The sequence below is a fragment of the Prosthecobacter gellanilyticus genome (assembly GCF_007992435.1).
In the GTDB taxonomy this organism is placed as follows: domain Bacteria; phylum Verrucomicrobiota; class Verrucomicrobiia; order Verrucomicrobiales; family Verrucomicrobiaceae; genus Prosthecobacter; species Prosthecobacter gellanilyticus.
Genome location: NZ_BKAG01000035.1, coordinates 2,203 through 28,692 on the forward strand (window position 1 = coordinate 2,203; position 26,490 = coordinate 28,692).

Annotated in this window: 1 protein-coding gene; it reads left to right on the forward strand. The window is 59.6% G+C overall.

The window, feature by feature from the left end:
- Complete coding sequence (locus BGE01nite_RS20035; RefSeq protein ID WP_170266917.1) at nucleotides 1-26,490, forward strand: autotransporter-associated beta strand repeat-containing protein; 26,490 nt, start codon at nucleotides 1-3, stop codon at nucleotides 26,488-26,490.

Sequence of the window (26,490 nt, forward strand, 5' to 3'; positions counted from 1 at the left end):
ATGAACCAGCGCTCCTCACCTCTCCTGCGTCTCCTCCGCCGGCAGCGTTTTTGGATGACTTGCTGCCTGACAGCACTCATGGGCATCTGGCAGATCGCCCAGCCGCTGCAGGCTGCAAATATCAATTGGACTGCTGGCAGCACCAGCAATTTCAACTGGTCAGACAGTAGCAATTGGGGTGCCGGAATTCCGGGAATTTCAGACGTCGCCGTACTGCCGACCCCCATCCCCAACCCAGGAGCTTTGGCCAGCCCTGGCACCATTCAGGTCGCCCCAGCCACCCAGGGGCCTGCCAGCATCTGGTTCAGGGACAACTACACGCTTTCTGGAGGCACTTTCTCCTTCAGTAACAGTCAGTTGCACGTGGATGGCGGCTCCACCGCCACCATTAACTCCGCCCTGGTTGGAAATGGCGGCATCAACAAAACAGGCGCCGGCACTCTCCTGCTCACAGGCGATAACTCGGCGCTTAACGCGTCCATCGCCGTTTCCAGCGGGATCCTGAGAGCCAGCGGAAGCACGCAGCTCAGTGCATCGACAGTCTTGAATGGGGGCACGCTGAGCCTCGCCAGTGACACTCCGTTGAGCTTGGCTACCAATTTGGTTTCCAATGCGAACAGCACGCTTGCCTTGGATCGTGAGTCGGCCGGCGCTGGCCTGACTCATTCGATTAGCGCACTCATGCTGGGCAATCATGAGATCAGCATTCAGAAGGGATCCAATGTGACGAGCGGCACGGCGGGACTTTCCCTGGGCAGCCTGCTTCTGAGCGCGAGCGGTGGCGGTTTTGATGTGGGTGCGGGCACCAGCCTCACCCTCGGACCGATCGCAGGTAACTTTAACTTCTTCAAAACGGGCGCTGGAACCCTCTTCCTGAATGGCAGCAGCACCCGTGCTGGCGGTTCCACCTACATCACGGCCGGAAGCCCGGTGGTCCAGACGAACGTTGCAGGCCTGGGCACCACGGGGACATCACTTTCCATGCTGGAAGGCTCCGCTTTTGAGATGGCCACGGATGCCACGACGACTGCTTATCCCGTGAACCTTCTGGGAAATGCCTCTTTCATCTCCAACCGCGCCACAGTTGGTGCCGGTATTGCACATAACCTGGGCGCGCTGACTTCCTTCGGCACACGGACGGTTACCGCCTCCCGCGGAGCCAACGTGAACAGTGGCAATGCGACCACGGGTTTTGGCGGCACCTCCGTCACCGTCGGAGCCACAACTTTCACAACCTCGACAGCCAACTCGGCGTTGACGTTGTCAGCTCTGAACAACTCCGGCTATACCACTACTGTTGATGCTCCTGGTGCAGTGACGATTTCGGGCGTTATCAGCGGTGGTGGTGGATTGATCAAGAATAATGCCAACACCCTGACATTGAGCGGCGCTAACACATTGGGCGGTTCCGTGGTGGTGAACCAGGGCGCAGTGACACTGGGGAACACCCAGGGGCTGGGCGCATCAGCAACTGCGGTGCCCGTCTTCGCGTCCGGGACGACCCTGAACATCAATGGCCAGGCGGCATCCCTCCTGTCGATCAATGCACCGGCTGGAGTAACCCTGCAGAACACTTCCACAACCAGCGCGGCCTTGACGATCACTCCTGGCGGAACCTCCAACACCACCATTGGCGCGACCATTCAAAACGGCGGCACTGGCACCATGGGCATCACTGTGAACGGCACCGGTTCGGTCACTCTGACGGGGAGCAACACCTACACGGGGGCCACGACCGTCACTGCGGGTCGCCTCAACATCAACAGCGCCACGGCCATCGGTGCCACCGCCAGCACGCTGACCCTCGCGTCCGGCATGATCGACAATACCAGCGGCGGTGCCATCACACTGACCAACAACAATCCAGTCACGATCAATGGCACCGTCGCCTTTGGTGGTTCCAACAGCCTGAACTTCGGCACGGGTGCTGCCACCATCACCGCCTCCCGTTCTCTCTTCCTGGCAGGAACGAGCGGAGCCAATCTGCGTTTCGGCTCCTTCGTCGGCAATAACTCAACCACTCCGGCGATGACAAACACCGTCAACATCCTGCCGGATTCAAACTCGACCCTGACGATCGGTACCTACAACCCGCAGTTTGCAGGCACGGCCGGCACTCATACAATCGCGGGAAATGGTAGTTTCGCCATCACCAACGGTATCGTGCCAACCATCACGGCAGCGGCGATGAACTTTTCGGGCTCGGGGGTCATCACCCTCACAGGTGCCAGCACGTATACCGGTGCCAGCACCTTTACCTCAGGCTCCGTGGTTTTGAATGCTTCGGCGGGCACCGCCACCCTGGCAGCCACCGCCCCCACCTTTGCGGGTGGTGCTTTCACCTATCGTGCTGCGGCGGCCGGCAGCAACCAGACCCTGGGTAACTTGACTTTGAATGCCGGTGGTAGCAGGATCTTCGTCGTGGGCGGCACCAGCGGCACTAGCACCCTGAATTTGGGCACCTATACGACTGCGGTCAACAACGGCACAATGTACATTAACCTCAGCGGGACGGGGGCTAGTGTCACATCGACCACAAACACCGTCACTGGCGGGCTTCTGAGCGCGCGTGGTGCCACCATCATCACCAGTGCAGCAGGTGTGACTGACTTTGCGGGCAAGAGCGGCAGCGCGATTGTTCCCATTACCGGCCAGACGGTCTTCACGGGTACCGCCCCCACAAACACGGTCAACTATACCGTCACCGGAAGCCAGACAGCGACGGCAGCCTTGGTTCCCAACTCGCTCAAGATCACCTCCACTGGCGCGGGTCAGAGCCTGAACCTTGGCACGAATACCATGCGGATCACAAGTGGCGGCCTCCTTTTTGTCGGTGCCAATGACTATACCATTACTGGGACTGGGGCGAGCACATTGAGCAGTGGCGTGGCAACGACCTCCGACCTCATCATCCACAACTACGGCACTGGCGCATTGACCATCAACACCGTGCTCGCTCCCAACGCTGGCACTTCAGTTGTGACCGTCAGCGGCACGGGGGTGACAAACTTCGGCAGTTCCAATACCTACACAGGTGTGACCTACGTGACGGGTGGTGCCACCTTGGGCATTTCGTCCAATGCCAACTTAGGTCCTGTGGCCACAGGTGCGACACTTAACCTGAATGACGGCACTCTTCGCATCAATGCCTCTGTCGCGCTTGAAAATACCTCCACCACCAATTTCCGTGCCGTCGCCTTGGGTGCTAATGGCGGAACTTTTGACACAACCGGAGCAAACGTCCTGACTGTTCGTGGCGTTGTCAGCGGTGCTGGTAACCTGACCAAGACAGGCACGGGTAACCTCCTGCTCCTGGGGAACAATACCTACTCCGGTGGTTTCACTAGGATTCAGGATGGCTCCCTGCAACTCGGCACACTCACCGGAACTACCATGGGTGCGATTGCCAACGGCAACATCGTCGTTCTGGGAAATGGCACCACCTCCGGCAAACTGATCCTGGGTGATGCCACCAATGCGAAGACCCAGGTGGTGGCAGGTTTGACGACTTCCGGCACTGGGACTGCCAATGCTGTCGTGGGTGCCACTTCCACCGCGAACTCTGTCCTCACCTTCACGGGTACCACGAACGTGCCAATGATCTATTCGGGTTCCCTTGGCGGTGCAGGCACAAATGAAAACAGGTTGGCCCTGAGTGTCACGGCGGGCATTCTCACGCTGACTGGAAACAACACCTTCACCGGCGGAACCACCATCTCTGGCGGTGTTCTTAACATCACCAGCCCCACCGCGCTGGGCGCGGGCACCGTCGCCCTCAATGGCGGCACTATTGACAATACAAGCGGCGGCAACGTGACGATTACCAACGCGACAACGATGGGCGGCAATTTCACCTTTGGAGCCACTCGGAGTCTGACCCTTGGCGGATCCAATACCTTCAGCGCTAGCCGTACCATCACCCTGCTCGGGGACTCAACGAGCACCGCAGCCCTGATTCTCCCCACCTTCAATGTCACCGCTACCGGCCAGACTCTGACTGTGAACCGCGCTCAGGGATCTACCGCATCGGTGAACATCGGCAACCTGAACTTGAACACCACCGCCACTGCCAATACCACCACCACAGTCAATGGTTCTGGCAATGTCGTCATCGACCAGATCACCGCCACCACTCCTGCGACGAGCTTTACCTACAGCGGCACGGGAACCCTTACGTTGAACGGCCCCTTCAGTCACACTGGCACCAACACCTTCAGCGGAGCTGGCACCGTCCGCCTCGGCCCTTCAGCCAATCTCCCTGCCGCTTCGGCTTTGACTGTCTCCGCAGGCATCTTCGATCTCAACGGTCGTGACCAGACCGTGAACGGTGCCCTCACCCTCAACGGTCCAGGTGTGATCACCAACACAAGCGTTACCCCGGTCACCTTGAATGCCACCAACCTGGCTACCAGCTCCGGGCATCTTTCGGGCAATCTCTCCGCATACCTCGGCCAGTCTGGTGCGGCGGCCACATTGAGCGGTAACTACTTCAACACGGGTGACCTCAGCTTCATCAATTCGTCCACAAGCACGGGTGCCCTCACTATCAGCGGCAATATTGTGAACACCGGTAACGTCACTTTCAGGGCAGACAATGCTGGGGTCGCTCAGGTGATCAACGTCACCGCAGCCTTGCTGAACCCGACAGGCGAGATCATCAACGCCGGTTCTGGCAACGGTGCTGTCACCATCAGCGGTATCGTGGGACCGAACGTGACCGGCATCACCCAGAGCAGTCCGTATTCTCCACTAATCTTCACCAGCAGCTTGAATTCCTTCAATGGATTCATCAACTTGACTGATGGCACGCTCATCGCGCCAAGCATCGACTGGAACGCCCCCCTGACCATGTCCAACGGTGTGCTACGCACCCAGCTGAATACGAGCCTGTCCACGTTCAATGTGACAGGCAGAGGGGGATTCTATCTCAGTCCGGGAAGCAACATTCCCCAAAACCTGACCGTCAACCTCACCGGCGCAGGCGGTGCCATGCAACTGCCAAACGGCAGCAACCACACCCTCACCAGCTTTACGGCTTCCGCCCCTGGCACCAGCCTCTTGATGGGCGCGGGCCTGCTCGACACGACTGTGACTTTCACAGACAACGGCCCCCCCGACACCCCCAACAACATCCAGGCCGCCATTTCCATGGGTGGCGTCGGTTCAGGTCTCGGCCATGTCGTGAAGAACGGTTCCTCTGCCTGGGTGCTTTCCGGCGGCAGTGCCTACACAGGCAACACCACGGTCAACGCGGGGTCCATCAAGCTTGCCTCCAATGCGAATACGGAGCTCCTGCCGGATAGCACGGCGCTGACTCTGGCAAACGCCATCGGCGTTTTCCTGGACGTGAACAACAGGCATGAGATCATCGGCTCCCTGGCTGGTGGTGGTGCCAGCGGTGGTAACGTCCTCATCGGCACGGGTGCTCTCAAAGTGGGCGGAAATGATGGCAGCACCACCTATGGGGGTGTCATCAGCGGTTCAGGCTATTTCACCAAGGAGGGAGACGGCACGCTCACCTTGACGGGAAACAACACCTTTGATGGTCTGGTGACTGTGGCAGACGGAGAACTGATCCTGGCCCGGAACGGCGGAACCTTGGCTGATGGTGCCTCGGTGCTCGTCGGAGGAAATGGCGGCAGATTGACGGTTTCGACCTCTGAGACGATCGGCCGTCTCACGACCCTGGCAAACAGCACGGTCACCATCGGTGCCGGATCCACACTGACAACCACGCACGCCATCGCCGGCGGCGTCGCGCGTGCCGGTCAGATCAATAGTGAAAACAGGCAGATGGTGGTCACGGGAGGCACCGGGGGCCTTGTTCCGGGAATGATCGTGACGACCGTGGATGGCGGCGTTGAGGTGCCGGCCCTCACCGTCATCACCAGCATCGTGAATGCCACCACGGTGCTGCTCAGCGCCCAGCCTGAGTTGCCACCCATGTCGCAGCTCACCAAAAACTTCGTCTTCAGCGGTGACATCCGGCTTGGAAATGTGGATGCGGACACTCGTTTGATGTTGATCCCCAATGGCACAGAAGGTCTGGTGACCGGCATGATGGTGGTGTCTTCGGATGGTAACTCCGATATCATTGCGGGCACCTACATTGTCCAGGTTCTCAGCCATAACCTTGTTCTCCTCAGCACCAACCCGACAGGCAGCACCGAGAAGAACTTCACCTTCTATGGAGCAGATAACATTTCCGGAGCCGTTGTGGGTTCGGGTAACTGGATCAAGAATGACATCGGAAACCTCGTCCTGAGTGGAAAAAATGATCTCACAGGCACCATGACCATCAATGGCGGCACCGTGATCGCCGGGGGGGTCAATACTGGCGGTCGTTACGTGATCCAGGACACCATCGGCAATCAGACTCACGTGGCTTTGGGAAATGCCACTCTGAATCTGGCTGCCAACGGCTTGAATCTGAGTCCTTTCGAGAGAATCGGCAGCCTGGAGGGAGCCAATGCCAACGCCTTGGTGAACCTCACCACCTTCAGCCCTACCGGGGTGCTTTCTCCTGCCGTGCTGGCGGTCGGTGGAAACAATGCCACCACCAGTTACACGGGCAGGATCCGCGGTAACGCGGCCTCATGGCTGGTCAAGGAGGGCACAGGAACTCTCACTTGGACCAGTGATGACGCCTCCGTCATGGACGGCACCATCCGCGTTGAAGCAGGTGAGCTGCGTGTCGGTGGAACACAGGGTCTTTCCCCGACCTCCAATATCGTGGTTTCCAATAATCCCAACGGTGCCAAGCTGGTGCTCAACACCACCAATTCCCTGGGTGAGGTCGTGGCCACTCTGACGGGTGGCGGTCGCGGAGCCACCCGGGCCTTCAGCTTTGCCCCGGCTATCAGTGCCACGGCAAACTTCAATGTGGCAGGCGCGGCGGGCGGATCCTTCCTGGTTGGCAACGGCGGTGAGGTGGAAATCGGCCCGCTTGGACTGACCCTCCTGAATACCTCCACCGGTGTGTTCAACTATGGGGGCAGCTTGACCGGCACAGGTTCCTTTGAAAAGCAGGGTAACAACGTCTTTGAACTGCGCGGCAATGCCACCTACACGGGCTCCACGACCACCCGTGCTGTGACCAGCAACTCCAACAGCGTGCTCCGCATCGGGGCTTATGGTGCCTCCTCAGGAGTTGGAACTCCCGCCGGTTCGGGTGGTTTTGGCTCTCTGCCCGCGACCACGAGCCTGAACATCGTCGCCGGTGGATCCGGTTTGGTGAATGCCAACGCTATCTTTGATCTGGCGGGTTCCACCCAGACTGTGGCCTCCCTCTCCTCACGCAACACCGCAGGCTCCCGAATCTTCACTTTCAATGGCGGAACACTGAACATTGAAAATCCAAACGGCACCGTGCCAAACGGTCTGTTCTCGGGAACTTTTGATGGTCTCGGCACCATCAATGTGAATGGCACCGAGCCCAGCGGCTGGGCCATCCGTGTGGAGCCGGCCATTCCGAGCCTTAACTCCAACAATTCTCACCGCGGCAGCTTCAACATCAATGCTGGCAAGGTTCTCCTGAACGACTCAAATGGCGCGTTGGGTGACACCGTGCATGTCAGCCTGGGATCCGCATCTGCCACCCTCCATGTGACCAACTCAGACACCGTGGGTTCGCTCTATGGCTCCGGCATCCTGACCCTCGATAGCTCGCAGAACCTCACCCTCACCTCAGCTCCCCGGGGCAGCATCAACACCGCCATCTGGTCCGGTTCTTCCAACGGCGCTGGTGGCCTGGTGCTTGCCAACCGTGCCAGCCTGCACGTCACTTCCAATCAGGGCTACACGGGCCGGACAACCGTCTCCGGAGCCTCCACCATGATTCTGGATTACAGCGGTCTCTCGGTGAACAACATCATTCCAGGCACCCTCCGCCTCGCGGGTGCCAACCTGTATCTGAAGGGCGGTGCCGCCAACACCACGGTGGACACCATCAGCTCCACCCAGATCGCCGCCGGCGTGAACAGCATTTCTTCCCTCGGCACCATGGGCGGAAACATCAACCTGGGCCTCATCACCCGTGAGTTGCAGGGAAGTCCTGGCGGCGTCCTCCAGGTGCACGGAAACTCCGCCTCCACCACAACGATCAATGACTTCACCCTCGGTATTCTTGGCGGCTTTGCCACCTATGGCTCTAATTCCGACATCACAACCTGGGCCGTCGGCAGCGGTTCTGGCAACCCTGCCCTGATCACCCCGCTGCTCGACAGCGCCTACGTGCCCGTGAACATGTCCAGTTCACCGACTCCTGGGATCAACGCGGACGTCAAAGGCGACTTTAATCTGAGCTCAAACACGGGTTCCCTCCGGTTCAACACGCCTCTGGCTTCCCCGAGCGTGCTGGTCGTGAACGTCTCCGGCCCCCCCAATGAAGTGAGAGTCATCGAGTCTGGCGGCATTCTCGTCACAAAAAATATGGGCGAAAGCCACATCCTGTTCAGCGGTAACCCTTCCATCACCGGTGGCGGCAACGGTTCTCTCGTCTCCAACGAACTGATCCTGCATCAGCACAATACCCGTGCCAGCCTCTTCCTTGACACCACCATCGTTGACAATCCGGCTGCGAACCTGGATTCCGACCTCAATCTGGTCAAGGCAGGCGGCGGCAAGGTCATCTTGATGAGGGATAACTCCTACACTGGAACCACCAACATCCTCGAAGGCGTGTTGCAGCTGGGTTCCAAGCAGTTCAGCACTTCCACCGGCAGCATCAGCGTCATCGGTAACATCAACAACAATGGCTGGCTGAGCCTGCAGCACACCAGCAACGCGGCTCCTTACAATTACCCCGAGATGAATGGCACCGGCTCCCTGCTGGTGGACTCTGACACCGTGCAGATCCTCGGGGGAGCGAACAGCAGCTTCACGGGCGGCACCTACATCGTGTCCGGTCGTGTCCAGGTGACCAGCACCACCGCAGCGGGTGGATCTGGCCTTGGATCCACTGCCGGTCTCACCTCCGTGGCTCCTGGCGGCCGTCTTGAACTCGGTGGTGCCACCATCAGGGAAACAGTCTATCTCCGTGGCGGCATCTTGGAGGCCATCGCAGGCGGCGGGACGGTGCTCAGTTCCACGCTTGTAGGTGCTAGCAGCTCCTTCATCTCCAGTTCCACCGGTGCCAACCTGACATTCAATGCACCTGTCCTAGCTCGTCCGGGCTCCACGCTCACGCTGAGTGGCACAGGTAACTTTGTCTTCAGCTCGGCCAGCAACGTGTTCAGCTCGCTGGTCGTCAACAGTCCGGTCTACGTGGGCGGGGCTAATGGCCTGGCAGGACTTGCAGGCTCTCTCGGTCACGGCCCCATTGTGAACAATGGTTCCATCAACCTGAACCTTGTGGACACCCATTTCAATCTTTCCAATCCCATCTCGGGTTCGGGCAGCCTCATCCAGACTCGTAACATCGTGCACGTCACGGGTGCGAACACCTACACAGGTCCAACAATCGTTGGTGGCACTGGCAATGCGGGAAATGGCGTGAACATCAACGCTGAAATGCGCGTCGGTGCGGACACTTACACCGGCCGCCTGGGTTCTGGGCCCATCACCCTCCAGTCTTCGACGGGAGGCAACTCCACACTGCGCTACCAGTCGCTGCGCAATCTCACCCTCACCAATGCCATCAACATCAACCCTTCAACGGACGGCACGAACCCCCGCAACGTCAACTTTATCCGCAATGGGCTGGCTTCGCTAAATCTGGCTGGCACTATCACGATTGGCAATACCGGCTCAGCTCCTGGCTCCCAGAGAGCGATCTTGCGAAACGAGGCAAACAACAAGATCACCCTCTCAGGGACGATTATCAACGGTGCCAGCAACCGTATGAACATCACTCCCATCAGTAACACCATCATTGAGTTTGCGGGGAGCGCCAGCAACACGTTCTGGGGTCGTATTCTGGGTACAAACGAAGCGGACAACACAACTGCCAGCTTCCTGTTCAACAACTCAGGCACCACCACTCTGAAGGGATTCAACAACTTCCTCAACATGGGTGGCACCAACCGCCTGAACAACATCTACATCCAGAAGGGCACTCTGGTCGTGGATCACACCTTTGATTCGGACCCGGACTTGGCTGCCAACCCCACCCAGATCCCCAACGGCATCAATGACGACGCCGACTTGTATCTGCTCAGAGGGGCGACCATCCGCTTCAATCAGACTGAGACCGTGGGGCTTTTCTACACCCAGACCGGTTCGAATATCGAGGTGCCCACAGGCGTGCAGCTGACCATTGATGACAACGCCAACCATGTGATCAACGGTGGCATTTCCGGAGACGGCACCGTGGCATTCACTGCCGTTGGTGGTGCCGCCTGGTATGGCCTCTTCGGCTCCAGCTCCTACACGAACAGCGCCATCATCGGCAGCAACAGCCAGATCGTCACCGTTCGCGTGTCAGACTTGGCTGGCAATGGCGGCCTCGGTCAGTCTGACACCATCAATCTGGGTGTCTCAGGCATCATTGGCACAGCTCCTCAGGAAGCTCGTCTGGAGTTCGTCAGCCGGGATCGAAGCTTCCCGGTGCATGCCACCGACCGCACGATCAATCTCTCCGCCAGTGGCGCCGTTCAGACCGCCAACGTCAGCCAGGCTGCGGCAGGATCGCAGGACTTCATCAAGCTGGCGAACGTGGGTAATTTGGAGATCGGGATGGAAATCTTCGGCCCGAACATCGCCGAAGGCACCACCATCACGGGTATCAACACCAATACCAATGAAATCACCCTCTCTTTGAACACCACAGGACAGCTCTTTGTTGGCAATGAGCTCACCTTTGAAGATGTCAGCCAGGCGGCCACAATCCGTATCGGCACCAATGGCGTCGTTCCTCTCGTCCTGAACGGAGACATCAACAACGTCAGCCTTGGCAACAAAGTCCTGATGCTCCACGGTCAGAACACCGGTGGCAATGTCATTAACGGCGAAATCAAACAGGGCAGGGGTGAAATCAGCCTGACGATCAACCCGAACGTGGGGAACAACGACCAGTATGGCCTCAGTTACTGGAAGCTGACCAACGAAGATAACGACTTTTCCGGTCGCGTGACGGTGAACCTCGGCACGCTGGAGCTTCTTGGAGACCTCGGCAGCGGCAATTCAACCACCGGCATTCTGGGGAATCTCACCGTCGGTCGTATCATCGACATGGGCACCACCACGTTTGACGGGCGTCGTTATGACCTCGCCGGGAATGGCGACCAAATCGGTGGCGGTGTTCTCTCCAACCGCGGCACCCTGGTCTTCAATGACGTCGGCAGCGGCACCTTCACCCTTGGCAGCAACGTGACCTTTAACCGCAGCTATACGGGTAGTGACGGCAGTGGTGCCATCATAAACGAAGGTTCCAAGGTGGTGGTCATTAACGGTGCTTTCCAGGCCCAGGGCTACAATGCTGATGGCACACTGAACCCCAACCCCAACCCCGGCATCGCCAATACCCACACCTGGGTCTTCGGTGGTAGCAATACGGGAGACAATACCGTCAATGGTGCCATCAACAACGCAACCACCGGGGGTGGTGTGGCCGCTGTCCTAAAAGAAGGCGCGGGCAAGTGGATCCTCAACAGCACCAGCAACAGCATGAATGGGTCCATCACCGTGGCCCGTGGCTGGCTTGAGTTTGCCGGCGGCTCCTCCATTGGCGATGACGCCACGGTGAACGTTTCCAATGCTGGGTCTGATGGCAGCTCGGAAGGTGCGGCCACCCTCCGCATCCGCAGCAGTGAAACCATTGGCGGCCTTGCTGGCACCATCGGTTCCAAGGCCATCTTGGACGCCGGTATTCTGACCGTGAGAAACGCCAATCAGACTTTCGCCGGCATCATCAGCGGCGGCGGCGGCATCACCCGCACGAACAACGATGCCAATGCCCGTATCTCCACCTTCACCAATCGCAACACCTACACAGGACCCACCAGCATCCTCACGGGCAGCTCCAGCCAGGTCAACCGCATCTCCGTTTACTCCCTGGCAAACGGCGGATCTGCGAGTGGCATCGGCGCGGCCTCCATCGATGCTTCAAATCTCGTCATCAACACAGGCACGAACGGTGGTCTGGAATACCTCGGCTTGTCTGATAGTTCCACGGACCGCCTTCTGACCATTGGCACCACCACGTCCGCTTCCACCTCCGTGGCCGCCGCCGCTATTTTTGCGAACGGCCCCGCTCAGGGCGGTAATTCACCTGCGGTCAAGTTCACTGGCACCGGCCCCATCGCCTTCACCACCTCCAATGCCAACGCCAGACTCGCCCTGCGCGGCACCAGCACGGCGAACAATGCCTTCAACCCCCAGATCACGGACAACGGCACTGGTGTTGTGAGTGTGACCAAATTTGAAGCAGGTAACTGGGAACTCGGTGGTGATAACACCTTCACCGGATCGGTGAACATCCTCTCAGGCTCCAACAACAACACCAGTTCTGCGAACGGTGGCGGGGCTCTCATCGTGACTCACAACAATGCTTTGGGCACTGCTGCTGGTGGTGTGAACATTGGTATTTTTTCCAGCAACGGTTCCACCACCAATGCCTCCGGCAGTTTCACGGGCTCCGGCACAGGTCTCATGCTACGTGGCGGCCGCACCATTACGGGAGAATTGCTGACGAATACTTTGACCGACGCAAATTTCACGGCGGACTCCGGAGTCAATGTTTGGACGGGTGGTGTGGCAATGAGTGGCACCAATCTCAACTTCCGCATCGGAGCTTCCTCCGGGGCCAGTCTTGAAATCAGTGGTGCCATCACCGGGTCAGCTGGCACATCCCGTCTGATCCTCGCTGACACTGGCACTAAGATTTTGAGCGGTACCAATACCTACACTGGCATCACCTCCGCTGCAGGTGGCGTCGTGAAGTTGGAATATGGCACCAACAATACCTCCAAACTTGCGGACGCTTCCGCCTTCCAAATGGGCTGGGAAGGCTCGGGGATCATCCAGCTTCTTGGCACGGATTCTGAAGCCTCCAGCCAAGCCTACTTTGCCGGCATGACGGGAGCGAACATCCTGCTGTCCGGGGGATCGCACACGGAAGTTGTTTCCTCCACCACCATTAACGTGGGGGCCAGCTATCTGAGCCGGTCAACATCGCCAGCCAGCACGGCGGTACTGCGTATGAACGGCATCACCCGAAATGCGGGTAGTTCGCTGGACTTGGACATCGCTGGCATTGCGGATACGGACACTGCCAATAGCAACGGCATTGTCGGTGGCGGTGGCATCACTGTCGGTCGCACCAACTGGGCCACCAGCATCACTGGCACTGCCGCTGATACCGCCATCACTGCCCTCGCCACTTACAACAACGACACGTACGCCGCTGCTAACAACGTCGATGTCGTTGGCTTCACCGCCGTCAATGCGGCCACCGCCGCCAACACCCTGAGGTTCAATCAGGGCACGGGAGGCACCCTGAGCGTCAATGCCATCCTTGGCTTGACCACAGGCGGCTTGCTCATGACCCCGGCCTCTGGAAATGTCATCATCTCTGGGACGGGCACTCTCCGCAACAACGGCACCGGTGCCGAGGCTTTGATCGTCCATCAGCACAGCACCAACGCTTTGCAGATTGACACCATCATCGCAAACAACGGCAGCACAGCCGGGGGCATTACCAAGGTGGGGGCTGGCAAGCTTTTCCTGAATGCGGTCAATACCTTCACAGGCACCGTGAACCTTCACCAGGGTGAGATCCAGGTGGGTGGCACCATCGCCGCTCCAGGCGTAGCCACCAACGCCAACCTCTCCACGGGTGCGGTGGCGCTCAATATCAGCGAAGGCGCAGTCCTGCGCTTCGTTTCCAATAGCACGGCCATCCAGGATCTGGGCACACTCCAGGGAGCAGGCAGCATCATCTTGGACGCGGGCAATACGCAGACTGTCCTCTTCGACAACCAGTCCGACAACTTCATCGGTGAGATTATCGTGAACGGCGGTAAGATCCGTGTGGGCGGCGTAAATATTGCCACCATTCTCGGCAGGCTGCAGGGTGCCACCACGATCGGTAATACTGGCATCATGGAATTGTTTGGTGCCACGACCAATACCTCCGGCACGATCACACCGATGCAGGAATATATGATCTTTAAACAGGGAAGCACTCTGTCAGCAGTGGCCAATGGCGCGACCAACACCCTGCTCACCATGAGTGGCAGAATGACCTTGGAAAACACCACTTCCGCAGGCCTCACCATTGACTTGGCTGCCGCCCAGCAGGTGACTTGGTCTGGTTATGTTCACGGTCAAAATGGCTTTACCAAGACGGGTAATGGCATCCTGACCCTCAGTGGCAACAATTTCACAGGTGCCCTCGATGGCCAGACCGGAGCTAGCAAAGATGCCACTCTTCGAGGCCAGATCCAGGTTAACCGGGGTGTCCTGCGTCTCGGTAATGCCCGTGCTCTGGGTGCCACAGGCGTCGGTAACGAAGTCATCGTGAGCGGCAGTGGCTCTGTGGACCTTCGTGGCCAGGCTCTGAACTATGGTGATGATGCCTCCAGCATGCGCAAGATCTTCCAGATCAGTGGCGCTGGTTCCATTGCAGGCACGACGGGTGTGGGCTCCCCTGCCAATACCATCGCCATCGGCGCGATCACCAACACCAGCGGCACCGGTCAGTTTTCCCATCTGGTCATGGGTGGACACGCCAGCTTGAGCGCCGGCGGCTTCATGAATGGTGCCCGCCTCGACCTAAACGGCTACGACATCAATCCAAACAACGGTTCCTCGCTGGATGGCAACTTCACCCGCATCGCCCCTACCATTGATGGTGGAAACTTTGATCTCACCATCGCCAGCAGCCGCACCGGTGACGCCGTCACTCTCCACCAGCCGGTCTTCTCCAGCTCGCTGCGCAAGATCTATGTGAATGAAGGCATCCTGCGCCTTGAAATGGATACTCCCATCACCGGCAGCGGCCTGTGGGGTGGTATCAGCAGCGCAAACGTCACCGATGGTATCGAAATCGGCTACTCCGGACCCAGCCTCGGCGATCAGACGGACATCTTTGACGGTGTGGGTCCAAACGTCGGTGCTCGTCTCAACTTGTTCCGCAACTGGGACGTCCACCACACCGTGAACATCACCATGAACGGCGTGAAAGCGGCAACGAACGGGGGAGTGAACTACATCGACACCGGCACCGATACCATCCCAAGCCCCCGCACCTATCTGGACGGCACCTTGACCTTGACGGGTGATGCCATGCGCAACGTCATTCATAACGATTCCGCCACGACCAGCAACAGCGTCACCGCAGAGTCCAACCTCACCGGTGACCTTCAGACCAAGCTGATCATCGGCGGCCAGATCGTCGGTTCCGGTGGTTTCACCAAGACAGGCGCCCGCGAACTTCGTCTGACGAACAACAACACCTTCGCCGGCGAATTGAACGTCCTGCGTTTCGGTCAGTCGGCCGTCGCCTGGCAGAGCAATACGGTGGTGGTCAACGGCGTGTCCTACAACACCTACGGTGATGCCGAGGGATGGATGGAATATGGCCTGACCCTCGCGGGTGCCAATGGCACCGTGGCGGGCACCTCGGCCATCAATCTTCAGCGCCGCGGCATGATCACCCTGGACAACACCAACCGCTTCACGGTTGCAGCCTCAGGTGTGGCAGGCGGTAACAACAACAACCGCATCAATGACGCCGCCAGCATCAACTTCGACCACGGCTGGCTGCGCATCCACGGCGGTACCGACGCCAACTCTGAGTCGCTCGCCACCGTTGGCGGCGCGGCCATGAACGTCAATTCCGGCACTAACATGCTGGATCTCTGGCCCACGGACGGTGCCCACCAGGCCATGACGCTGACCATTGGCCTGCTGAATCGCAGCGCGGGCGGCATCCTCCGCATCCGTGACCTTGACGCCACCTCCAACTTTGGCGGCAGCAACATGATTTCAGGCACGGACAGCGTCCGGGTGTTGATTGGCAATAACGGCACCAATCTGCTCCAGTATGGTTCAAACGCTTCGGCCACCAGCCGTTCCATCGTCGCTGGCGTCTTCGGCGGCATCATCCCTCACGGGTATCTGGAAGACCTGCGTGAGATTGGTTATAACAACGCCAACGTTTCCGATCTCTTCAATCAGAGCCGTAACCTGCAGTTCCTGACTGGCAGCCACTTCATGACCATGGATGGTGGTTACCTTCGTCCCCTGGATGACTCGGAATACTTCAGCCCGGCGGATGGCATCCTTGATCTCACCAGCGGCGTGGGTCAGAACGTCAACCTCACGGACATCACCACCGTGATGCGTCAGAACATGACGATCAATTCCCTGCGCTTTGGTCCGCTGTCTGACAGCCTGGGCAATTCGTCCACCGTCAACAACGGTACGACCCTCACGACCTACAGTGACACGTTCACCAATACCCTCATCGTGGATGGCACGCTGAAGATCAACTCCGGCATGATCAGCAGCGCCTTCTTCCGCACGGGTAACAGCACAGCGGGTAACGCTGGCAACCAGCTCGATACCTTGATCACGGGCGGCACGCTCGACTTCGGCACGGCTGAGGGCATCCTGAACAACCAGAACGGTTTCATCCGCTTCACGGACGGCACCATTCAGACCGGTAACCTTCAGGTCCGCTCGGATATCGTCGGCAGCGGTGGCCTGACCAAGACTGGCTTCGCCCAGGTGGTGCTGGATGGTTATAACACCTACACGGGCGTGACCACCATCTCTGAAGGCACCTTGCTGGTTCGCAATGGCGTCTCCAGCTTGGGTGCTGGCGGTGCGGCCAACTTTATCAAGGTGGAAGGACAGGGCTCGCTGAATGCCAACAACGGTATCACCATCGGTGCTCCAGGCGCGCCGAAAAACATCCTGGTGGGCATTCTCCAGGGGAACCAGACCGTTCTGAGCAGCAGCGGTGACACTACCAATTTCTATGGCGATATCGTCATCGATAACGTGGATGCCGCCGGCCAGACCCTCTTCACACCGCAGCTGGTGACAGCAGGGAACTCCACCCTGATCGTCAATGGCAACATCTATGCCGGTCGAATCCTGCCGAACGGCTCCATCGCAGCTCCATCGGCGATCGTCAGTGACGTTCAGTCCATCGATTCCCGCGTCTTGAGCACCGCTGGCTCCGGGGCTGGCTACCTGTTCCTGCGCGGCCAGATCGCGGATCGCGGCACCGGTGGCGTGCTTTCGCCTGTGGACAACATCGTTTCCACGCTGCCGACGAACTCCGAAATCCCTCGCGGCACTGCTGGTCTCACCAAGGTCACCAATGAGAACGAAGTCCTGCGCTTCAGTGTGGACACTGACCAGCTGAACGTCTTCATGGAGCGCCAGTATAACTCGGCTGGCCGCCTCCTCCTGAACAACGGCATCCTGCTCGCCACCTATGATCCAAACGCTCCTGGCAATGACGGTTCCGGCTTCTGGACCGCCGCCGCCCTGAGCAAGATCGCCAACGGTGATTCGAATGGTGTTTTTGATAACAGCAGCCTGAGTAACAACGGTAACACCACGCAGCATGGCTTTGCCCTGGGTGGGGGAACAACCATGTTGTTCATGACCCAGCCCGGCCAGCATTTCAACATGACCAGCTGGCGCGTGGGCTCGGGGGGCACCTCCTGGGTCGGTGGTCTGAATGATAGCGGCACCGTCACCTTCGGTACGGGCAATGGCTCGCTCAGCCTCGACAAAGGTGTCCGCTTCTACTCGATGGCCGGCGGCAATGTGGATCTCAACATGCGTCTGAACGGTGCCCAGGGCGTCCAGAAGATTGGACGCGGCACCCTGACGCTGATGAACACCAACCTCAACAGCGCCAGTGACACCCAATCCTTTGAACTGGGCGGTGGCACGGTCATCCTCGATCTCAATGGGTTGAACAACCAACGTTTCGGTAATGCGGGTAACTTCACCTTCCGTGGCGGCAAGTTCCTGGTGAATAGCAGCGCCACGGCGGCCTCAGCCGTCAACTATTCCCAGGACAATAATGTCGGTCGTGTCGTTTCCTTTGCCCTCGGTGGCACTGAAATCGTCGCAGAGCCACGCAGCCGGGGCATGTTGACCATGGTCATCGGCAACGCCAATGCCAACAACACTACCTCCACTCTTAACCGCACCACGGGTGCTACGGCGAACTTGGTGGAAAGCCAGGTGACCGCAGGTCTGGCTATTCTCGCCTTGAACTTTAACGCCAGTTCCACCGTCATTGTCCGTGACCGTGTCATCCCATGGGCGACTTATAGCAATGCATCTCGCACGGCTGTGGACTTCGCTACTGTGTCGAACAACTCCACGCGCACGGTGTCGGCGGCCCTCAGCTTCACAGGCGTGGTCAATCCGAACTCCAACACGGTTACCTCCGTGAACAACATGGCAGGCCTCTACATTGGCATGACCGTCACCAGCACCACCGGTGTCCTTGCCGGAACCACTGCGATCAGCGGCATCTCTGGTAACACTCTTACCCTTTCGGGCAATACCTCAGGCACAGTCGGAGCAGGCTCCACCCAGACCTTCTCGGTGGGACCCATCACCCAGGCCAACGACGTCATGGCTTATGCCCGACCTACCGATGCCTACCAGAACAATGTGGCTTCGTGGGGCGCTGGTCTCGACATCTCGGAAAACGGCGGCAGTGGCTTCACTGGAGCTCTGGGCAGCGGCCTCGCGCTCAACACCCTGCGCTTCGACACCCTGGCTGAAGGTTTCCTTGACCTCGGCGGCAAGGCCCTTGCCCTCATGGGCGGTGACCTCGGTGGTGCCATCATGGTCAGCTCGAACACGGGCGCTTCCAACAAGACCATCTCCAATGGCGTCATCAACATCTTCGAGCCTACCTCCAACAGGAATCAGAATTCGGCGATCAGCGCCGATCTCGTCAGCGCCAGCAACAACCTCCTCAACGTGCAGCCTGCCACGGTCCTCGCCACCCTGCAGCCCGGCATGATTGTGACGGGAGATGGCATCCCTGTGGGCACCACCGTGACCCGCATCAATAGCACCACGGTGTCGCTCAGCAATCCTGTGACGCTCACCACCAACGGCGCCACCCTGAGCATTTACCGCTTCATCGGTAATACCACCCTCAATGGCACGGACGTGACCAGCATGCCTACCACGGTGGGTGTCGAGGTCGGTCTGCCTGTGGCTGGCGTCAACAATGTCACCTCCGTCGTGGTGACCAACCGTGGTTCCAACTTCACGGGCGTGCCTGCCGTCACCATCACCGGAGGCGGCACACCCACCACTACCGCCAGCGGTGTGGCTTCCCTGGGGGTCTCGGCCGCCAGCTTCAGTCTGAACAGCGGCACCACCATTTACGCCACCGCACCCACGGTGACCATCACCGGCGGTGGTGGCACGGGAGCCACGGCCACAGCCACTCTGACCAATGGCCTCGTCACCGCCATTAACGTCACCAACCCAGGTCGTAACTTCAGCACGGCTCCGAGCCTCGCCTTCACGGGCGGCGTCATCCAGATCGCCGGTTCGAATCCGACCGCCACTGGCAACGCCAATCGCTTTGTGATCGCTGACGTCACCGTCACGGCTTCCGGCAGCGGCTTCAGCAGCGAGCCTACTGTCTCCTTCGCTGGCGGTGGTGGCAGCGGCGCGGTGGCCCGGGCTGTCGTGCCGGCCCTCTACGTGCCAGCGGGCACCTTTGTCACCCGCGTGGCTTCCAATCTTGTCGTGCTTTCCAAGCCGCTGCCCTTCGGTGCCACGGGCGTGCCGCTGCTCTTCAGCGCAGCCTCTCCTGACTTCAACCTGGGTTACAACCTCTCCTTCTCGGCCACCACGACCAGCGGCAACCGCACGCTCACCAACGTCACCAACACGGCGGGTCTGACGGTGGGCATGCCGATCTCCGGCACCGGCATCGCCGCTGGCACGACCATCCAGGGCATCACCCCCAATGCCAACCCTGCCAATGCCTCCGTCTTGATGAGCAACACGGCGACGGCTTCGGGCACCAACATCACCATCACCGCTTACCGCATGCTTGGTTTCGCCAATGGTGATGCTGGGGATCCAGCCGACAAGGTGATCAGCGGCATGCCGACCACCTACGGCATCCTGCCTGGCATGAACGTCCGCGGCATCCAGAACGTGACGGCGGTCAAGGTCACCAATGGCGGCACTGGTTATACTTCCGCTCCCTCGGTGAGCATCACGGGCGGTGGCAGCACCACTGGTGCCACGGCCACGGCCACGGTCTCAGGAGGTGTGGTCACGGCCATCACGGTGACTGCCTCCGGCGCTGGCTTTACCACAGAGCCCACGGTGACTCTCTCTGGCGGCGCTGGCACAGGTGCCACGGCGAAAGCCGTCGTTCCTTTTGCGATGATCCCGGCTGGCACCACGGTGACTGCGGTGACTGCCACGTCCCTCACTCTGTCGAGCAAGACGACCTTCACCACCACCGACCGCATGCCCATCCAGGTCGGCACGAACGAGTTGATCGTCCATCAGTATGGCCAGGGCTATCTGAACATTGACACCTCCATCATGGGTGACGGTGACCTGACGATCGCTGGTCCTTCCACGACCAATGTCAATGAATTCAACACCACTGGCACCGTCCGCCTGAATGCCACCAACACCTACACGGGCCGCACCTTCGTCAACGGTGCTGTCCTTGAGACCAATTCGGTGAACGCTCTGGGCGCCACACCGACATCGGTGAACAACTCCATCCTGACCCTGAATGGCGGCACCTTCCGCTGGACCGGCGGCGTGGCCTCTCTCGGCACTCGTGGCATCACCCTGCAGGGCAGCGGTGGTGTGATCGAAGTCGCCAACCAGGAAGGCAACCTGGTCATCGGTTCCGGTGTCAGCGGCACGCAGGCTCAGATCGTTTCTGAAGACATCTTCCGCGGTGACCTGGTGAAGACCGGTCCTGGCGCGCTGACCTTCATGGGCAGCGGCACCGGGCACAACAGCGGCTTCCAGGGTCTGCTGGACATCCGTGAGGGTTCCCTCATCATCATGCTGGACGTGGGTAACACCGCAGTCGGCACCACCTCCATCCTCGGCACCAACCGCTCCTGGGCTGACGGCACCATCTTCCGTCAGGGAACGAACGCCCAGTTCTTCCTGGGCAATGGTGACAACTCCGGCAACTGGAACATCGAGGAGTTCATCACCTTCGAAGGCAACAACACCTTCACCTACAGTGGTCTGCTGGATGTCGCCGCCAACATCTCGGGCGCCCTCGATGGCCAGCCAAACCTCGGCAACCGTCGTCCGCTGAACATCAACGGTGTCACGAAGATTGATGGCACCGTGACCTTCGACATCGGCACGCTGAGCATCGCCAACTCGCCGCTTCTTCCGACCGTTAACGAAGGCTCGGCCAGCATCGTCAGGCTCGGCAACTCCTCCGGTTACATCACTGGCAACGGTGACATCGTCAAAGACGGCCTTGGCCAGCTTGAGTTCCGCACCAACAGCCCCGATTGGACGGGTAACCTGATCATCAAACAGGGCACTGTTTATGCCAACAACCAGGCTGACGTGCTCGGCAAAGGCTATGCCAGCGGCAAGACCATCACCCTGGGTGATGCCGAGCGCGGTGGTGTCGCCCAGCTCATCCTGAACAATCCTGATGGCGTCCAGAACTGGGTCCTGGGCATTGAGCACGACATCAATGTCGTCTACAACCCCACTCAGACGAAGCGCCTCGGTGTGGACAACACCTCCAACGGCAGCCGGACCAATTACAACGGTGACATCACCCTGAATGACAACCTCATCCTCATTGTGCAGGATGGCGGTATCTCCAACGGCGGTGAGCAGACCATGGTCAACTTCAACGGCAGCTTCAAGGACGGTGCCACCACCAGCGGTAACATGACCATCATGGTCAGTGACTCCTCTGGCACCACTCAGGGCGGCGCCAATGACAACGTCAACGGTCGCATGACCGGCTACACCATCTTCAATGGAGACAACAGCCTGTGGACGGGGGACATCACCGTCAGCAACAACACCTCCAATGACTATGACAAGACTGCCGTCCTCCGTCTCGGTCACAACTCCGCCCTCACGGCTGCCAATGACGTCACGCTGGGCTTCAACTCCATGCTTCAGGTCGGCGGTAAAAATGTGACCATCGGCGGACTCGCCACCACCGGCGGCACCGGCTCCTTCTATGGTGACGCAGGCACTCTGAACGCCAGCAGCGGCAGCACAGAGATCATCGAAAACGCCGCCGCCACCCCTGGTGTCCTCACCATCACCCAGACCACTCCGTCCACATCGGAGACCCTGTGGGATGCAAAAATCCGTGACGGTGTGCTGAACAGCCGCTTCTTCGCTCCAGGCACCAACACACACCTGCTGGGGGCTTCCCTGAGCGTCGTCAAGGCGGGCTCCGGCTGGGGCACGCTGACCCTCGACAACGACTACACCGGCACCACCACGGTGAACGGAGGCATCCTCCAAGTGGGTCTGAATGGCGTGGGTGACACCGGCGCCATCAATGCCCTGGGCACCACCGTCAACAATGGCGGCACCCTGGCTGGCACCGGCTGGGTCATGGGCGGCGGTGCCCTCACCGCCCTCCGCCTCAACGCTGGCGGCACCATTTCTCCTGGTGACCTCGCTGGCCGTGAGATCGGCACCATCAACATCAGCGGCAACGCCATCTTCCAGGCCGGCTCGGAAGCTCTCCTGCAGGTCAAGCTGCCCACCTACAATGCCCCAGGCGCTGTGGACGCCAGCGATGCCAGCTATGTCGAGTGGATCACCAACCTTGCCTCGGATGAGTTCGCCACTGCCCTGCGTGACCTCGTCACCACCCAGCAGCATGACATGATCAACGTGGTGAGCACCAACGGTGGCGGCACCATCACCCTCCAGGATGATGCCCACATCACCCTCATCAATGAAGGTTACACTCCCAAAGCCGGTGACATCTTCCATTTGATCAAGGCTGGCTCCACCGGCACCAACGGCATCATCGGCAACCTGGATGTCGGTAGCAGCTTCCTGCGCACGGGTGGGGAAACGGGAACAGACCTGAACCTCTTTGAACTGGGCGGTAACTTCCGCTGGGACACCAGCCTGCTGAACTCCCTCGGTATCCTGGTGGTCGTCACCCTGAACGGCACCAGCGCAGGTTCCCCTCCGCAGATCCTCGTCGGCCCGACTCGCACACCTGCTGACGGCATCATTCAACCTGGCCACACCTTCGAAATCTTCGTCAAGGCAGACTCCAGCAGCCCTCAGCCGATTTCCTTCACCCTGATCAACAACGGCACTCCAGTGGCCGCTTCTGACATTGTGTCCGTGGAAATGACTCCTCCTGATGGCATCCCAGTCGGCACGAACGGTGTCACGATTAAGTACGTCGTCACCGCCAGCACCAACACCGAAGGTAACTTCTCCGTTCGTGCGCAGAACGTCTTTGGTGCCCAGACCTCTGGCACTGTCTTCGTGGGTGTGGCTGATGATCCGGTCGTTGCGGTGCAGCCCGAAAGCCAGATCGTCAAACCAAGCCTGCCTGGCCAGCCCACCACCGTCGTCTTCAACAGCGAAGTCAGCGGCCCTGGCCCCTACACCGCAGTCTGGAGCAAGCGTGTGAACAGTGTGGATACTCCGGTTTTCACCGAAAACGCCGCGCCGCATGGCGAGATCTCCAATCGCTTCACCAGCTCGTTCACCATCAACGGCGTCACCGAGGCCGACCAGGGAACCTACTTCGTCACCTTCACCTCCACCGTGGTCAACACTCTCACTGATTCCAGCGATACGGCCACGCTGACCGTGCTCGATGCCCTCACGAACGTGGTGGCCACCCGCACTCGCGACCCAGAAGCCACCTATCAGGGAGAGACATTGACCTTCAATGTCACCTACAGTGGCGAGCCAGTCTTCGATAGCACACACGATCCGAAAGGCATCCAGTGGTACAAGAATGGCTTGCCGATCGCGGGCCAGAACGCCGCCACGATGGTCATCGTCAACGGCGCTGCGACCGCTACTCCTGATGTCTACTTCGCCCGCCTCACGAATGCTGTGCATACCGTGGACAGCAATGCCCTCTCGGTTCCTGTTCTTGATGCGGCCCCGAGGCAGAATCCTAACGTGCCGAGCACGGTGGCCAGCAAGACCATCCTTGCTGGTCAGCCCTTCAGCATGACGGTCAACGCCATCGGTCGTCCGACCCTCCGCTACCAGTGGAAGAAGAACGGCACTGCCATCCCGGGCGCCACCCTCCCAACCTATAGCCCGAACCCGCTGACTGTGGCCAATGGCGGCAGTTACAATGTGGAGGTGACAAACACCACCACCACCAAGTTCACCCTTCCTGCCACCACGGGGACGTTTGCTGAAGTCGTTGTTGTGGACAACGCCACACGCGTGGTGCCAGTGCTCGGTCCAGTCGGAACCAAGCCAGGCGCCACCTTCTCCCTGGCCGCCAGCGTCGGCCGCGGACCCAAGACTGTGGTGTCCTACCAGTGGTATAAGCGCGTCATCACGGAGGTCGTGATGGATCCTAATCCTGAAGAAACAGGAGATGAGTACACGGTGGAACAGATTGATGACACACCGCTGGCCAATGGCGGCCGCATCTCCGGTGCCACCTACACAGGCACCGCTGCCAACGTGCTCAAGATCACCGGTGCGCTCCCCACGGATGATGGCCTCTACGTTTGCGACATCAACGGTCCGGACCTTGTCAAGGTCAGGGGCTCCACCTACGACGTCCAGGTTTACAACACCGCTCCGATCAACAACACTCCGACTCCTCTGAAGCCCGGCATCATTGGCGGTTACTATCAGGACAGGGTGATTGCCAATGTAATCGGCCCAGATCCGGATGACGACGGTGACGACCTTGATGAGGCGGGCGCTCGTCTCCGCGCTCCCGTGACCTATGCTGCCCTCAAGCTGCCTCCTGGCGTGGTCATCGACAAGAACACCGGCATCATCAGTGGTTATCCAACCAAGACGGGTGACTTCCTCGTCGAGACCACCATCACGAACGGCAAAGGCACCTCCAACAAGAAGGTCTCCCTCATCAAGATCTTCGCTCTGCCGAACGGCATTGCTGGCACCTTTGCCGGCCCGGTCGCTCGCAGCGAAAGCCTGAACGGCAATCTGGGTGGCCGCTATGAAATGACGGTGACCGCTCTGGGCGCCATCTCCGGCAAGCTTACCCTGGGCAGTCTGGCCGCCAAATCCTTCAAGGGTAACTTCGTCATCAACCAGAATGCCAGCGGTCAGGTGGTGGGTTCACCCACGGCCACGATCAAGATTCCGGCCACGAAGACGGAGCCTGAGTTCACCATCACCTTCACCCTCAGCATCGGTGCTGTCACACCAGCCACTCCGCCAGCTCTGACGCCTCCGCCTGCGGTCTATCTCACCAACGCCACCATTGGCGATGGCAACAACACCGTGGCCTTCACCGCCTGGCGTAACAACTGGGCCGCCAAGGCTGTGGCCAACTCCGCCGCAGTGCCTAGCGCCTACCTGGGCGTGGTAGCGGGCAAGCTGGCGCCTGCCGTCTACAACATCGGCATGTTGCTGCCAGACAACAGTCAGCTGCTCGGCTCCAAAAACGTGCCGCAGGGCGCGGGTTATGCCTCCATCACCGTGGCTCTCGCCGGCACCTATGCCGTGGCAGGCTTCACCACGGATGGCGAGAAGATCACCTGCAGCAGCTTCGTCGGTCCGGACGGTCAGATGTTCGTCTTCCAGACGCTCTATACCACCGCGATCAAGGGTTCCCTCCTGAGTGATGATTCCACCACACCAGCCATCGAAACCCTGCAGATCGACACCCGTGGCACCGTGGCCATGACGGAAGCCGACGCGGCAGACAACGATGTAACCGGCACCATCTCCCAGGTTCGTCCGCCTAACCCTGCTGCGGCCACCGTAGCACGCGTCTACCGCTCCGGCTTCGGCACCACACTGGTGTCCCCAGGTGTGCCTGCCTCCGCTGTCACAACTCCGGTTAATCTGCGTGTGGTGGGCGGTCGCTACATCGCGCCTCCAACCACGGTCGGTGCCACGACCGTCCTCCTGGGAGTCGCTCCTGCAGCCACCACCACCACCTACAATGCTGAACTGGCCTTCTCTGAGGAAGCTGATGACACCCCGGTCGCCACCAGTGACAATCCGAGCATCATGGTCAGCATCGGAGCGAAGAGCGCCATCACCGTGCCGAAGAAAGTCGGCGCAGTGAATCCTGCGAACACCGCTCTGAAGGCCACTCCGACCACGGGCGCCTTCAGCGGCACCTTCGCCCTGGATGACCCGAACCCAGTGATCGGCGGGAAGCCGGATCCGGTGAAACGTGCGGTGACTTACCAGGGCTTGGTCGTCCGTGCCCGCAATGATGATGACACCACCACGACCTATGGTGCCGGCTACTTCCTGATTGACCAGCTGCCAACTCCGACGACGGACACCAAAAATGCGCCTCGCCTGTCGGGTCTGGTCATCCTGAAGCCCACGGGCGTGGAAGCTCCGTAA